The organism is Novosphingobium sp. FW305-C-30-35 (assembly GCF_058783135.1).
In genome coordinates this window covers 229,441-243,018 of sequence record NZ_JBYSYJ010000003.1, presented here as the reverse complement: position 1 = coordinate 243,018, position 13,578 = coordinate 229,441, and the positions used below count along the sequence as shown (strand labels likewise).

Genomic DNA, 13,578 nt, shown 5'->3' with positions numbered 1-13,578 from the left:
TTGCGGCTGATGTGTGGGACGCGCGAACGCGCGGCGGAGCTTACGTTGCGGTCTGCTCAGCAATGTTGGCTGGGAGTGCGATGCCGACAGCCTTGAAGACGTTGCCCACGTCACCTGTGACGTGCGTGCGTGTGGTAATGGCCTTGCCATCCTTTTCGATGGTGGCCTGCTGGAGACGATCGAGATCGTTGAGAAGCGGCTGCCATTCGGGCTGGAAGCCCTTGTCCTGGCATAGCCGGGTCAGTTCCTTGGCGAGCGTCAGGGCAAGGAACGAGACGAAGACATGGCCGCGGATCGCGGCATCGGACTGATGGAAGATCGGCCGGGTATCGAAGCTGGCCTTGGCCACGCGGAACAGGGCTTCGACCTGTAGCAAGTCTCGATAGCGGATGACGGCCTGAAGCGGGGTGATCCGGGCATTGGTGCGCAGGACACTGATGCCGTCGAAGCGGGCCTCGTCGGCGAGTTTGCCCAGATCGATTTCGAAGCTCTTGCCGCTGGCTTTGAGATAACGCCGATAGGCCGAGTTACCGACCAGCGCCTTGTCGCCCTTCTTGAGCTGGGCCTGGAGCCCGTCGATGATGGCCTGACGGTCCGCCTTGTCCTTCTTGGCTTCGGCCTCGTTCAGCGTGACGATGTAACGCTGGGTGTCCTTGCCGCTGCCGACACGGACCTCCTTGACCCACAGCTGGGTCTCGCCTGCCTGCCGCTCGAGCACGAGCGGAACCATCGGAGCAGTGTCGTTCAACACGACATCGCGGATGACGCTGCTTGATCGCTCGCGGGCGCCGAGGATGTATTCCATGCCCAGCTCTTCGAGTGCGGCAATAGTGTCGGCGCTGATCATGCCGCGATCGGCCACGACGCAGGACCGGGTAATCCCGAAGCGCGTACGCAGGCGCGTGACGATGGGCAGGAGGACTTTCACATCGGCCGTATTGCCCGGCACCATCTCGGTGCAGATCGGCCGCCCCTGGGCATCGATCACCACGGCCAGGATCATCTGCGCAAGCTCGGGCCGGTGATCCTTGGAATGACCACGCCGCCCCAGCGTGTCACCGCCTGCGCCGTAGAACGATAGTGAGGTGGTATCCATGAACACGAGGCTCAGATCCGTGAACAGGTCCCGGCGCCTGTCGAACAGCTTCTCCTCGATCACGTCCTTCACGCATCGGGGTGCCAACGCGCCTTCAGCCTTCTCCTCGATCTCCTCGCCCAGCCAGGCCATGGCACGGTAGAAGTGATGGAGCGCCAGATCCTCAACTCCGTCGATGGCATAGCTCTTCATCCAGTCGGTGCACGCCCGGTCCGAGCCTGACACGAACGGCTCTGTTGCAAACTCTGACACGGTTTCCAAGATTGGGCTCATGTACTGTCAAGGTCAGTTGCGATGAACGATTTCAAAGGACGGCATTTTACCGGCGAGGTCATCCTATGGGCGGTGCGCTGGTATTGTCGATACGGCATCAGCTACCGTGATCTCGAGGAAATGCTGTCCGAGCGTGGGATCGATGTCGATCATACGACGATCTATCGCTGGGTGCAGCGCTACGCGCCGGAGATGGAGAAGCGTCTCCGCTGGTTCTGGCGGCGCGGCTTTGATCCGAGCTGGCGTCTGGATGAGACCTACGTAAAGGTGCGGGGCAAATGGACCTACCTGTACCGGGCGGTCGACAAACGGGGCGACACGATTGATTTCTATCTGTCATCGACACGCAGCGCCAAAGCGGCGAAGCGCTTTCTGGGCAAAGCTCTTCGTGGCCTGAAGGACTGGGAAAAGCCGGCCAAACTCAATACCGACAAGGCACCCAGCTACGGCGCAGCAATCGCTGAGCTGAAACGCGAAGGCAAACTGGCGGCGGAAACCGAGCACCGGCAGGTGAAATATCTGAACAACGTGCTCGAGGCCGACCACGGCAAGCTGAAGATGCTGATCAAGCCGGTACGTGGCTTCAAGTCGATGCCAACGGCCTACGCCACGATCAAGGGCTTCGAGGTCATGCGCGCCCTACGCAAAGGACAGGCCCAGGCATGGTGCCTGCAGCCAGGTATCATGGGGGAGGTGCGCCTGGTTGAAAGAGCATTCGGAATTGGACCCTCGGCCCTGACCGAAACCATGATTATGCTCAATAAGCATTTCGCCAATGCTGCCTAATCCCCCAACTGGGTGACGCCGCGCGGCCGTGCCCCATGTTTGCAACAGAGCCGCGCCGGCCACCCTTGGCGGCTGGCGATGACGAGGACCAGAATAGTGACGGCGAGACGCCCGAGCCTCAGCAGGATCGCGCGCGATGCCGAGCCGCCATGTGTGACGAGGTCGGCTTCTCTCGCGATGGCCGCGAAATGGGCGAGGCCGACCGCAAATCCGAGGGCCAGGAACAGGATGGGGGAGAGCTGGCTCATTGCCGGTGCATCCAGCGCCAGCCCGACCAGCAGCCGAGGGCGAGCCCGACGAGCAGGAGCGGCGCGGTCCAGAAGATGCCGCTATCCAGCCGGTGGTCGAGCCAGCGGCCGATCGCGAGACCGACCAGCGCGGGCAGGACGATCTGCCAACCGAGCACGCCGATCTGGCCGAGATTGCGGGCGACGGAAGGAAGCCGCTGCGCAAGCCGCCGCCGTTCCGCGCGGGTCCGGATGGCTTCGACGATCGGCTGCTCGGGCTTGTCCGCGTTCACAGACCAAGCTCCCGGCCACCACCCTGCAGGGCCTCGACCATATGGCGGATCGCCTGCATCCTGAGCTTCGCCGACGCGGTCCGTTCGGATCGTTCGCCCTCGTCGCGCTCGCGGTAGCGCGCGAGCACGTCATGCTCGAGCGTTCCAAGGTCATCGCCGACATGGCCTTCGCGCGTCGCGACCGCGACCTCCGTGCCGTGGCTCACGGTCAGAATGCCGTTGCGCACCGCGCAATAGCCGGGAGCGCCATCGGAGCCCCGCCAGGAGACGATCGAGACGCCAAGCGCGGTCAAGAAATCGGCATGGCCCGACAGGATGCCGAAACTGCCGCTGGCGTCCTCGGCGCGAACCGACGCGACATCGGCGTCGACGAGGATCGCGGTCGGATCGGTGATGCGCAGCTTCATGCGCCCTGCCCCACGCGAGAGCGTGCCTCTTCAATATCGCCCACCATGTAGAAGGCGCTTTCGGGCCAGTCGTCGGTCTCGCCCGACAGGATGGCCGCGACGCCCTTCAGGGTATCAGCCAGCGCCACCGAGCGGCCGGCTTGCCCGGTGAAGGCCCGCGTCACCATGAAGGGCTGGGTCAGGAAGCGCTGAAGTCGCCGCGCCCTGCCGACGATCAGCCGGTCTTCGCGGCCCAGCTCCTCGATGCCGAGCAGCGAGATGATGTCCTGCAGCTCGCGATAATGCGCGATCGTCTCTCGGACCTGCTGGGCGAGCGCGTAATGATGATCACCCACGACCTGCGGATCGAGCAGGATCGACGAGGACCCCAGGGGATCGACCGCGGGATAGATGCCTTCGGCCGCCATGGCGCGCGAGAGCAGAATGGAACTGTCAAGATGGGCGGAGATGGCGGTGACCGCAGGGTCGGTGAAATCGTCGGCGGGCACATAGACCGCCTCGATCGCGGTCACCGCAGCCCCATGCACAGAGGCGATGCGCTCCTGCAGCGCGGCCACCTCGCTGGCCAGCGTCGGCTGATAGCCGACGCGCGAGGGCATGCGTCCAAGCAGGCCCGACACCTCGCTGCCGGCCTGGACGAAGCGGAACACATTATCCATGAGCAGCAGGACGTTGCGCTTCTGCTCGTCGCGGAAATGTTCGGCGATGGTGAGCGCGGTCAGCCCGACCCGCCAGCGCGCGCCCGGCGGCTCGTTCATCTGCCCGAAAACGAGCACGGTCTTGTCGATCACACCCGAGCCGCGCATGTCGGTGAGCAGCTCATGGCCCTCGCGCGATCGCTCGCCGATGCCCGCGAACACTGAGACACCCTCGTAGCGGGCGACCATCGCGTTGATGAGTTCCATCACCAGCACGGTCTTGCCCACCCCCGCGCCCCCGAACATGGCGGCCTTGCCGCCCTGGGCAAGCGGTGCGAGCAGATCGATGACCTTGATGCCGGTCTCGAACATCGCCGTCGCCGCGCTCTGCTCGTCGAGCGGTGGGGGTGCGCGATGGATCGGCCTCAATGGCACATCCGGTCCGAGCGGCGCGCCGCCGTCCCCCACCTGCCCGGTCGGCGTAAGGAGCCGCCCAAGAACCTTGTCTCCGACCGGAACCGCGATGGGTGCGCCCAAGGCCACCACGCCGACATTGCGCGCCAGACCGGAGGTCGGCTGAAGCGCGACGGCGCGGACGGTCCGATCATCAATATGGCTCTGCACTTCCGCGACCAGCGGGCCTGACGCCGCATCGATGCGCAGTGCTTCATTGACTGCGGGCAGCGGCCCTTCGTCGAACTCGACATCGAGGACGGGACCGCGGAGCGCCGCAATCCGGCCGAGCCTGGCTATGGATGGTATCACGCCCATGCCGGTTGCCGGGTCAGACCATAATCATGCCCGACCGTGCCGCGATCATGACGGGACGGGTAGAAGTCGCTGCCCGCGGGCACGACATGGACGACAAGCCAAAAGTGCATTGGCTGAGCGTCGCAGGCAAGCCGCAGATTCGGCATACGTAGAGTTACCGATTCTCTCTGATTCAGCCTCGCCGAATATCGGCGGCGCGACGCGATGAGCCTCAGGCCAGGGCTGCATGCCCGATACGCTGGAGCTTAGACGCGAAGAGAAAGGTTCATCGTCCCATGCCCTATCCGGTCGATCAACTTGCCGCGCTCGCCAAAGCGAATGTCGGCCTGATGCTGAAGCTCGCCGAAGTCGCCCGGAAAGTTGGCGAAGAGTCGCTCGAGGTCGGCAACCGCGCCGCCGGCCGCTTCGCCGAAGAGGCGCGTGCCTCGATTGCGGGCGCGACGGACAAGACGTCGGACGCCGGCGCGGTCAGCCCGGCCGGACCGCGGGCACTGTTCGAGGACATGGCCACGGTCCGCGAGCATATGATTGCCGGCACAAGATCGGCGTTCGAGGAATGGCAGCAGGCCTGGCAGGCCGTCGCGAGCGCTCCGACGGCTCCCGGGGCGCTGGATGCCTTTGCTGCCATTGTCGGACCATGGTTCGGGCAGAAAAGCCCGGGCGACGGCGAGAAGCAGGCCACCAGCGACAAATAGGATAGCCCCCGATCGCGGCGAGCCGCCCTAGCCGAGCAGGTGCTGACCGCCATCGACCGGAATGATCGTGCCGGTGATATGGCGGCCGGCATCGCTCACCAGGAAGGCGGCGAGCCCTCCGACATCCTCGATGGTCACGAGCTGGTGCTGCGGGACCGTCGCCGCGGCCCGTTCGAGCAGCTCGTCGAAGCGGTCGATGCCGCTGGCAGCGCGGGTCGCGATCGGGCCTGGCGAGATCGCATGGGCGCGAATGCCCTTGGGGCCAAGCTCAGCCGCGACATAGCGGGTCGCGCTTTCGAGGGCCGCTTTGACCGGCCCCATCAGGTTGTAGTGCTCGACCACCCGCTCCGACCCGTAGAAGGTGACGCACAGCAGGCAGCCGCCATCCGACATCAGCGGCTCGGCGAGACGCGCCATGCGCAGGAAGCTGTGGCACGAGACGTCCATCGCCAGCGCGAGGCCTTCGGCCGAGCTGTCGACGACGCGGCCGTGCAAATCCTCGTTCGGCGCGAAAGCGATCGAATGAAGCAGGAAATCGAGGCCGCCTTATTCGGACTTCACCCGCTCGAACAGGGCCTCCAGTTCGCCCGGCACCCGGACATCGCACGCGGCGAGCCATTCGACTCCCAGGGTCTCCGCGACGGGCGCCACGAGCGGCTCGGCCTTTCCGTTGAGATAGGTCGCCGCCAGTCTCGCGCCACAGTCGTGGAAGGCCTGGGCGCAGCCCGCCGCGATGCTCTGCGCGTTGGCGATGCCGATCACCAGGCCGCGCTTGCCAGTAAGATCGACGAGAGGTTTCATGGTTTCGGCTCCTCACGCAGAAGATCGGCGGTGTGGATGGCGATCATCCACTCCTCGTCGGTCGGGATGATGCGCACCGTGACACGGCTGAACGGCGCGCTGATGACCGACGCTCCGCGGAGATTCGCGTCCGTGTCGAGCGCCACGCCGAGCCAGCGGAGCCGATCGGCGACGCGGGCGCGGATTTCAGGCGCATTCTCGCCGATCCCGGCGGTAAACACGAAGCTATCGAGCCCCCCGAGCGAGGATGCGAGGGCGCCAGCCTGGCGCGCGATCTGCCAGACGAAGAGGTCGATCGCTTCCCCAGCGGCGGGCGTTTCGCTGCCGAGAAGCGCGCGCATGTCGCTCGATGTGCCGGACACGCCCAAAAGGCCGGACTCACTGTAGAGGAGATGCTCGACTTCGCGCGCCGTCATGCCCCTCTGCTGGAGAAGATAGAGCACCGCGCCCGGGTCGAGCGCTCCGCACCGCGTGCCCATCACCAATCCGTCGAGTGCGGTGAACCCCATCGTCGTGTCGATGCTGCGCCCCCCGTCCATCGCACAGAGGCTGGCCCCGTTGCCGAGATGCGCGGCGATCGTGCGGCCACCGCCTGTATCGGGATCGATCAAACGCAGCTGCCGCGCGATATATTCGTAGGAGATGCCGTGAAAGCCGTAGCGCCGCATGCCCTCTTCGCCGAGCGCGCGCGGCAGCGCGAGGCGCGTCGCAACCGGGGGCTGGCCATGATGGAAGCCGGTGTCGAAGCAGGCGACTTGCAGCAGAGCGGGGCGCAGCCTGGAGACGGCGCGGACCGCGGCGAGATTATGGGGCTGATGCAATGGCGCCAGTGGGCAAAGCGCCTCGAGTGCGGCGAGGAGTGGCGCGTCGACCCGCGCCGGCGCTGAATGGTCAGCGCCCCCATGAACGATCCGATGTCCTACCGCGATCAGATCCTCGCCGACCGAAGCTTCGATCTCCCGCAGCAAATCCTTGAGCAGCGTCTCATGCGTGATCGTGACGTCTTTCGTCCAGCGCCGGTCGGCAAGGACATCCCCCTTCGCATCGCGCGCGATCAGGTGCGGCTCAAGGCCGATATTCTCGATCTTGCCGCTCGCCAGCAAAGAGGGCTCATCAGTGCCCGGCTCGGCGTAGAGCGCGAACTTAAGGCTCGACGAACCGGCGTTGAGGCACAGGATTTCAGCCATCGCGGCGCTGTCCCGCAACGCCGGGAGCCGCCTTGGTCGCAGCCCGCGCCAGCAGCACCGCGAGCGCGCAGGAGGCGAGGCGCGTGCGCACGCTGTCTGCCCGGCTGGTGAGGATGATCGGAACGCGCCCGCCGAGCACCACGCCTGCGGCATCGGCGCCGCCCAGGAAGGTCAGCTGCTTTGCGAGCATGTTGCCGGCCTCCAGATCGGGCACCAGCAGGATGTCCGCCTGGCCGGCGACCGGCGAGACGATACTTTTCTCGCGCACGGCCGCCTCGCTGATCGCATTATCGAGGGCGAGCGGGCCATCGAGCAGCGCGCCTTCGATCTGGCCCCGGTCCGCCATCTTGCAGAGCGCCGCGGCATCCAATGTGGTGCGCATTTTCGGATTGACCGTTTCGACGGCGGCGAGGATCGCGACCCTGGGTTGTTCGATCCCGATCACATGGGCAAGGTCGATCGCGTTGCGCGCGATGTCGGCCTTGTCCTCAAGCGTCGGCTCGATGTTGATCGCGGCGTCGGTGATGATGAGCGGGCGCGGATAGCCGGGCACGTCCATCACATAGGCGTGGCTAATCCTGCGTTCGGTCCGAAGGCCCGTGTCGGACGATACGACCGCGCCCATGAGCTCGTCAGTATGAAGCGAGCCCTTCATCAGCAGCGCGGCTTCGCCGGCCCGCACGCGCGCGACGGCTTCGGCGGCGGCGGCGTGGCTGTGCGGGACGTCGATCACCCGGAAGGCCGCAATATCGACACCGGCGTCCTTCGCCGCATTCGTCATACGCGCCGCAGGGCCGATGAGAATCGGAACGACGATGCCGGCGTCGGCGGCCTCAGCCACTGCGCGCATGGCGTCGGCGCTGCACGGATGGACCACGGCCGTGACGCACGCAGATCCGTCCTTGGCGCGCGCCATCAACTGGCGGAAGCGGTCATGGCTGGCGATCCGCACGTCGGGAAGCGGCATGCGGGGCCGGCTGACTTTCTCGGTGGGCGCCTTGACCTCGGCCTGGCCGCTGATGACGGTCTCGCCCTTCTGGTTCACGCAGGTGCAGTCGAGAACGATGACATGATGCTCGGCGCGCTTCTGCGCGACGGTGACGCAGGCCGTGATGGTGTCGCCGACGCCCACCGGGCGGGTGAAGCGAAGCGATTGGCCGAGATAGATCGCACCGGGCCCTGGCAGCTCGGTTCCCAGGATCGCCGAGATGAGCCCCGCGCCCCACATGCCATGAGCGATGACCCTGTGGAACATGTCCGTTTCGGCATAGACAGGGTCGAGATGCGCCGGATTCACGTCGCCTGACACCGCCGCGAAGAGCTGGATGTCGTCGGCGGTCAGCGTGCGGGTGAGGCTGGCCGTGTCGCCGACGGCGATCTCGTCGAACGTGCGGTTCTCGATGAGGTTGGCGGTGGCCATGGCTCAGCGCTCCAGCACGTAGCGCCCGGGGGCATCACCGAGCGGCGGATAGTTCCGTTCGGGCGCGCCCATCGACGGTGGGGCGGCCGCCTTGCCCGAGTGCGATCCAAGCCATGAACTCCATTCCGGCCACCACGACCCTTCGCGCAGCTCGGCCCGCTCCAGCCAGGTATCGGGACCTGGCGCCGGGCCATCCTGCATCCGTGTCGCGACGCGAAAGTGGCGATGAGGATGCCCGGGCTCGGAGACGATCCCGGCATTGTGGCCACCGCTCGTCAGCACGAAGCGGATCTCCGCGCCCGTCAGCATGTGGAGCTTGTGGGTCGAGCGCCACGGCGCGACATGGTCGGTTTCCGTGCCCACCATGAAGATCGGCATGCGCAGCCCCGAGAGCGAGACCGGGTGGCCGCCGGCCTCGTAGCGCCCTTCGGACAGGTCATTGTCGAGGAACAGGCGCCGAAGATATTGCGCGTGCATGGCATAGGGCAGGCGGGTGCCGTCGGCGTTCCATGCCATGAGGTCGGTCATCGGCTCGCGCTCGCCCATGAGATAGGTCGAGAGGATGCGCGACCAGAGCAGATCGTTGGACCGCAGCATCTGGAAGGCGCCGCCCATATGGCTGCTGTCGAGAAAGCCGCGCGCCCACATCATCGCATCGATCAGGTTGATCTCCGCCTCGTCGATGAACAGACCAAGTTCGCCCGGCTCGCTGAACTCGGTCTGGGCGGCGAACAGCGTGACGCTCGCCAGACGCTCATCTTCATCGCGCGCCATCGCGGCCGCGGTGATGGCGAGCAGCGTGCCGCCGATACAATAGCCGGCCGCGTGGATCTTCTCGGTGCCGGTAATCGCCTGGATGACATCCACGGCGGCCATCGGCCCAAGCAGGCGATAATCCTCCATGTCGAGATCGCGGTCGGCGCTGTCGGGATTGTGCCAGGAGATGCAGAACACGGTGTAGCCCTGCCCTACCAGCCAGCGGATGAGCGAATTTTCCGGCGACAGGTCGAGGATGTAATATTTCATGATCCATGCCGGCACGATCAGTATCGGCTCCGGACGCACCGTCTCGGTTGCGGGCGCATATTGGATCAGTTCCATGACCCTGTTGCGAAACACGACCTTGCCAGCCGTGGCTGCGACCTTCTCGCCGACCCGATAGGCCTCCGTGCCCGCTGCGGGCTCCCCGCGTACCAGGCGTTCCAGGTCGTCGCAAAAAAATCGCGCACCCTCGACAAGGCATTGTCCTCCGGTTTCGAGGATGCGCTGCTGGAGCACGGGGTTGGTCGGGATGAAATTGGTCGGGGACACCATGTCGAGCATCTGGCGGGTCGCGAACTCGACGATCGCTTCGTGGTGCCCGGTGACGCCGCTCACGCCGGTCGTCGCGGCATGCCACCATTGCTGCTGGAGCAGGAAGGCCTGCTCGATCAGGTCGAACGGATGGCGCTTCCAGGCTGCGTCGGCGAAGCGCCGATCCTGGGGCAGCGGATCGATCGCCGGCTCGGGATCGCTGCCGGATGCGCTGCGCATGGCATAGTCGGCGAGCCGCATCAGCTTGCGCCCGCCCTTGGCGGCGAGCTGCAGCTGCCTGCCTGGCGAGCAGAGAATGTGCGTCCACCAGTCGGAAAAAGACTGCGCCAAAGTGGCGGGCGACTGGCCTGAAGTCAGCTGCGCGATGGCGGCGAAGCTCGACCGATCCAGCGTCGTGGCCAGACCGTCCAACGGGTCAGGGATATTGCTTCGACTCTGCACATTTTCGCTCCTGCTGCGGTGCAACAAGCCCTGAAGCGCAGGAAGCCTCTGCGCACTCCGTAGTCCTACGGAGGGATTGCCTCGCATATGCCAGCCCCAGAAGTCAGAGCTCAGCACGACATTGCTGTATGAAAAGCGGCCAAATACGATCAGGAGGCTCAGTGCGGTCGCACGGGCGAGCCAGCTATCCCGCCGAACCAGTCCCGCAATACCGGCGAAAGGGTCTGCGGGTTGCCGCCGATATGGCGAAGATCCTCCGCCAGCAGTGGCGGGCGGACTGCGAGGAAATATATCGCGAGGCCCGTCGTGAGAATGCCAAGTGCGATCAGCACCCCGGCCGCCAGAGCGGGTCTGGTCCGAGAGGCGGCCGGCGCTAACATTTTCTGTCGAGACTCAGTTCGGCGATGATGGGACAATCTGGCCGCTCGTCGCCATGACAGCGCTCGGCGAGATCGACGAGGGTCTCGCGCAGGGTCGTCAGCGCTTCGGCCTTGCGCTGCAATTCCTCCGCCCGCGCCAACGCGACCCGCTTTACATCGGCGCTGCTGCGGCCCGTGTCGGCCCACAGGCCGAGCAGGGTCCGGATCTCCTCGATCGGAAACCCCAGATCGCGCGCATTGGCGATGAACCGCAGGCGATGAAGATCGCGCTCGTCATAGTCGCGATAACCCGCTCCCCGGCGCGGCGGCGCCGGGATGAGGCCGATCTTCTCATAATGGCGGATCATCCGCTCCGAGACCCCGCTTTGCTTCGACGCCTCCCCGATGTTCACAGCGCTTTCCGGTTGAGGCGCAGCGCGTTGGTGACCACGCTGACCGAGGAGAGCGCCATGGCGGCGGCCGCGATGATCGGCGAGAGCAGGATGCCGAACAGCGGATAGAGCGCGCCCGCCGCCACCGGCACCCCGGCGACATTGTAGATGAAGGCGAAGACCAGGTTCTGGCGGATGTTGGACATGGTCGCCTGGCTCAGCCGCCGTGCCCGCACGATGCCCATGAGATCGCCCTTGAGCAGCGTCACGCCCGCGCTCTCGATCGCGACGTCGGTGCCCGAGCCCATGGCAATACCGACATCGGCGGCAGCCAGTGCGGGGGCGTCGTTGACCCCGTCGCCGGCCATCGCCACCACGCGCCCCTCGCTTTTCAACCGCGCGACGACGGCACTCTTCTGGTCGGGCAGTACCTCGGCTTCGACATCGTCAATGCCGAGCCGCCTTGCCACCGCCTCTGCTGTGGTGCGGTTGTCGCCAGTCAACATCACCACGCGAATGCCTTCGGCCTTGAGTGCGGCCAGGGCCTCCGGCGTCGTCTGCTTCACGGGATCGGCGATTGCAAAGGCGCCGCCGACGGTGCCGTCGACGCCGATGAAGATCGCGGTGGCGCCATCCCGGCGCAGGGCGTCGGCCTGCTCCGCCAGCGCGTCGGTTGCTATGCCCTCTTCCGAGAGGAACCGCGCATTACCGAGCACGATCCGGCGGCCGTCGACGGTGCCGAGCGCGCCGCGTCCGGTGGGGGAATCGAAGTCGGTGACGTCGCTCGTGGGGATGCCGCGATCCTTGGCGGCCTCGACGATCGCCAGCGCGAGCGGATGCTCGGAGGCCCGCTCGACCGAGGCGGCAAGCCGCAGCAGTTCGGCTTCGTCGAAGCCGGGCGCCGGCACGATCTGGGTGACGGCAGGCCGGCCTTCGGTCAGCGTGCCGGTCTTGTCGACGACGAGCGTGTCGACTTTTTCCATATGCTCGAGCGCTTCGGCATTCTTGATGAGGACGCCGAGCCCGGCGCCGCGGCCAACCCCGACCATGATCGACATCGGCGTGGCGAGACCCAGTGCGCAGGGACAGGCGATGATCAGCACGGCGACCGCCGCAACCAGCCCGTAGGCGAAGCGCGGCTCGGGGCCCCAGATGCCCCAGGCGATGAATGCGACCACCGCGACCGCGATGACCACGGGCACGAACCAGCCCGACACCTGATCGGCCATGCGCTGGATCGGCGCGCGCGAGCGCTGCGCCTCGGCGACCATCTGGACGATGCGCGCGAGCATGGTGTCCCGGCCAACCTTGTCGGCGACGATAACGAGCGCGCCGGTCTGGTTGAGCGTGCCGCCGATCACCGTGTCGGCCTTGGCCTTGGTGACGGGCATGGACTCACCGGTGACCATCGACTCGTCAAGCGAGGAACGGCCGTCCTCGACCACGCCATCGACCGGCACCTTCTCGCCGGGACGCACACGCAGGCGGTCGCCGACCGCAACGAGATCGAGGCTGATTTCCTCTTCACTGCCATCGGAACCGATCCGGCGCGCGGTCTTTGGCGCAAGGTTAAGCAGCGCCTTGATCGCGCCCGAGGTCCGCTCGCGCGCGCGCAGTTCGAGCATCTGGCCGAGCAGCACGAGGACAGTGATCACCGCGGCCGCCTCGAAATAGACGGCAACCATGCCGTCCTCTCCGCGGAAGGCGGGCGGGAACAGCTGGGGCGCGAGCGTCGCGACGACGCTGTAGATCCAGGCGACCCCGGTCCCCATCGCGATCAGGGTGAACATGTTGAGGTTGCGGGTCTTGAGCGAGGTCCAGCCACGCTCGAAGAAGGGCCAGCCCGCCCAGAGCACGACGGGTGTCGCCAGCACGAACTGGATCCATACCGAGATCGACATCGGCACGAGGCGATGGATCGCGGGAAAGAGATGCGCGCCCATCTCGAGGATCAGCACCGGGAGGGCCAGCATCAGGCCGACCCGGAAGCGCCGTGTGAAATCGACCAGTTCGTGGCTGGGGCCGCTGTCGGCGGTTACTGTCGCGGGTTCGAGCGCCATGCCGCAGATCGGACAGGACCCGGGATGGTCCTGCCGGATCTCGGGATGCATAGGGCAGGTCCAGATCGTGCCTTCTGGCACCGCGACCGGCGGTGCCGGCGGGCCGAGATAGCGCTCGGGATCGGCGATGAATTTTGCCCGGCAGCCCGCGCTGCAGAAATGATAGCGTTCACCGCCATGCTCGGCTTGATGCGCCGTGGTCGCCGGGTCGACGGTCATGCCGCAGACCGGGTCCTTGACGCCGGTCGCCGCTTTCGCGGCGCTGTGGCCGCCGCAGCAACCGCCGCCATGCGCCGCTCCATGTGTCTCGTTCATCGCCTTGCTCCTTTCGACGCCTGACGATCTAGGGTCTGACACCGTGTCAGGGTCAATACGTAATCGCCTAAGCGGACAAATCGGCGGGCCCGTTCGCCTGGCC

General features: G+C 66.1%; 12 protein-coding genes and 2 pseudogenes. 2 read left to right on the top strand and 12 right to left on the bottom strand.

The genetic code is table 11. The features are described from left to right. Positions 1 to 40: 40 nt before the first annotated feature. Positions 41 to 1,324, bottom strand: a pseudogene (locus tag AC3WLM_RS20675) (IS1634 family transposase); the annotation flags it as partial. Between the two features lie 66 nt (positions 1,325 to 1,390). Between AC3WLM_RS20675 and AC3WLM_RS20670 the strand changes: the two are divergent. Continuing rightward, positions 1,391 to 2,155: an IS6 family transposase gene (locus AC3WLM_RS20670; protein WP_006949122.1), complete on the top strand. Its 765-nt coding sequence runs from the start codon at positions 1,391 to 1,393 to the stop codon at positions 2,153 to 2,155. Here the strand turns inward: AC3WLM_RS20670 and AC3WLM_RS20665 are convergent. Genes AC3WLM_RS20665 through atpD form a run of 4 tightly spaced genes read right to left on the bottom strand, consistent with a single transcriptional unit; the run spans position 2,152 to position 4,491 of the window. After that, positions 2,152 to 2,403, bottom strand: coding sequence for an N-ATPase subunit AtpR (locus AC3WLM_RS20665; RefSeq protein ID WP_492478630.1), 252 nt, complete (start codon positions 2,401 to 2,403; stop codon positions 2,152 to 2,154). The two genes, AC3WLM_RS20670 and AC3WLM_RS20665, sit on opposite strands and share 4 nt — an antisense overlap. Beyond that, positions 2,400 to 2,675 (bottom strand): AtpZ/AtpI family protein, encoded by a 276-nt coding sequence (locus AC3WLM_RS20660; RefSeq protein WP_039335464.1) that lies wholly within the window; start codon positions 2,673 to 2,675, stop codon positions 2,400 to 2,402. Before AC3WLM_RS20660 ends, AC3WLM_RS20665 begins: the two co-directional genes overlap by 4 nt. Next, the gene (locus tag AC3WLM_RS20655; RefSeq protein ID WP_039335462.1) at positions 2,672 to 3,082 is read right to left on the bottom strand and encodes a F0F1 ATP synthase subunit epsilon; all 411 of its coding nucleotides are present in this window, start codon (positions 3,080 to 3,082) and stop codon (positions 2,672 to 2,674) included. The genes AC3WLM_RS20660 and AC3WLM_RS20655 overlap by 4 nt, the downstream gene beginning before the upstream one ends. Further along, positions 3,079 to 4,491, bottom strand: a complete 1,413-nt coding sequence (gene atpD, locus AC3WLM_RS20650; protein ID WP_039335461.1) for a F0F1 ATP synthase subunit beta — start codon at positions 4,489 to 4,491, stop codon at positions 3,079 to 3,081. Before atpD ends, AC3WLM_RS20655 begins: the two co-directional genes overlap by 4 nt. A gap of 275 nt (positions 4,492 to 4,766) precedes the next feature. On the opposite strand from atpD, the gene AC3WLM_RS20645 reads away from it, so the two are divergent. Beyond that, positions 4,767 to 5,186, top strand: coding sequence for a hypothetical protein (locus AC3WLM_RS20645; RefSeq protein WP_039335459.1), 420 nt, complete (start codon positions 4,767 to 4,769; stop codon positions 5,184 to 5,186). 27 nt (positions 5,187 to 5,213) lie between these two features. Here AC3WLM_RS20645 and fabI read toward each other — a convergent pair. From fabI to AC3WLM_RS20610, 7 genes and pseudogenes are all read right to left on the bottom strand, one after another. Beyond that, a pseudogene (fabI, locus tag AC3WLM_RS20640) lies at positions 5,214 to 5,987 on the bottom strand (enoyl-ACP reductase FabI). Further along, positions 5,984 to 7,174 (bottom strand): acetate/propionate family kinase, encoded by a 1,191-nt coding sequence (locus tag AC3WLM_RS20635; protein WP_226018244.1) that lies wholly within the window; start codon positions 7,172 to 7,174, stop codon positions 5,984 to 5,986. Before AC3WLM_RS20635 ends, fabI begins: the two are co-directional and overlap by 4 nt. Further along, positions 7,167 to 8,594 carry a bifunctional enoyl-CoA hydratase/phosphate acetyltransferase gene (locus tag AC3WLM_RS20630; RefSeq protein WP_039335455.1) on the bottom strand — a complete coding sequence of 476 codons (1,428 nt, stop codon included), beginning with the start codon at positions 8,592 to 8,594 and terminating at the stop codon, positions 7,167 to 7,169. The genes AC3WLM_RS20635 and AC3WLM_RS20630 overlap by 8 nt, the downstream gene beginning before the upstream one ends. A gap of 3 nt (positions 8,595 to 8,597) precedes the next feature. After that, positions 8,598 to 10,319, bottom strand: coding sequence for a PHA/PHB synthase family protein (locus AC3WLM_RS20625; protein WP_039335453.1), 1,722 nt, complete (start codon positions 10,317 to 10,319; stop codon positions 8,598 to 8,600). Between the two features lie 188 nt (positions 10,320 to 10,507). Further along, a complete protein-coding gene (locus tag AC3WLM_RS20620; RefSeq protein ID WP_021245222.1) occupies positions 10,508 to 10,681 on the bottom strand; it encodes a hypothetical protein in 174 nt (57 codons plus the stop codon). 41 nt (positions 10,682 to 10,722) lie between these two features. Then, the gene (cueR, locus tag AC3WLM_RS20615) at positions 10,723 to 11,121 is read right to left on the bottom strand and encodes a Cu(I)-responsive transcriptional regulator (protein WP_039335451.1); all 399 of its coding nucleotides are present in this window, start codon (positions 11,119 to 11,121) and stop codon (positions 10,723 to 10,725) included. After that, positions 11,118 to 13,475: a heavy metal translocating P-type ATPase gene (locus AC3WLM_RS20610; RefSeq protein WP_039335449.1), complete on the bottom strand. Its 2,358-nt coding sequence runs from the start codon at positions 13,473 to 13,475 to the stop codon at positions 11,118 to 11,120. The genes cueR and AC3WLM_RS20610 overlap by 4 nt, the downstream gene beginning before the upstream one ends. Between the last annotated feature and the right edge of the window lie 103 nt (positions 13,476 to 13,578).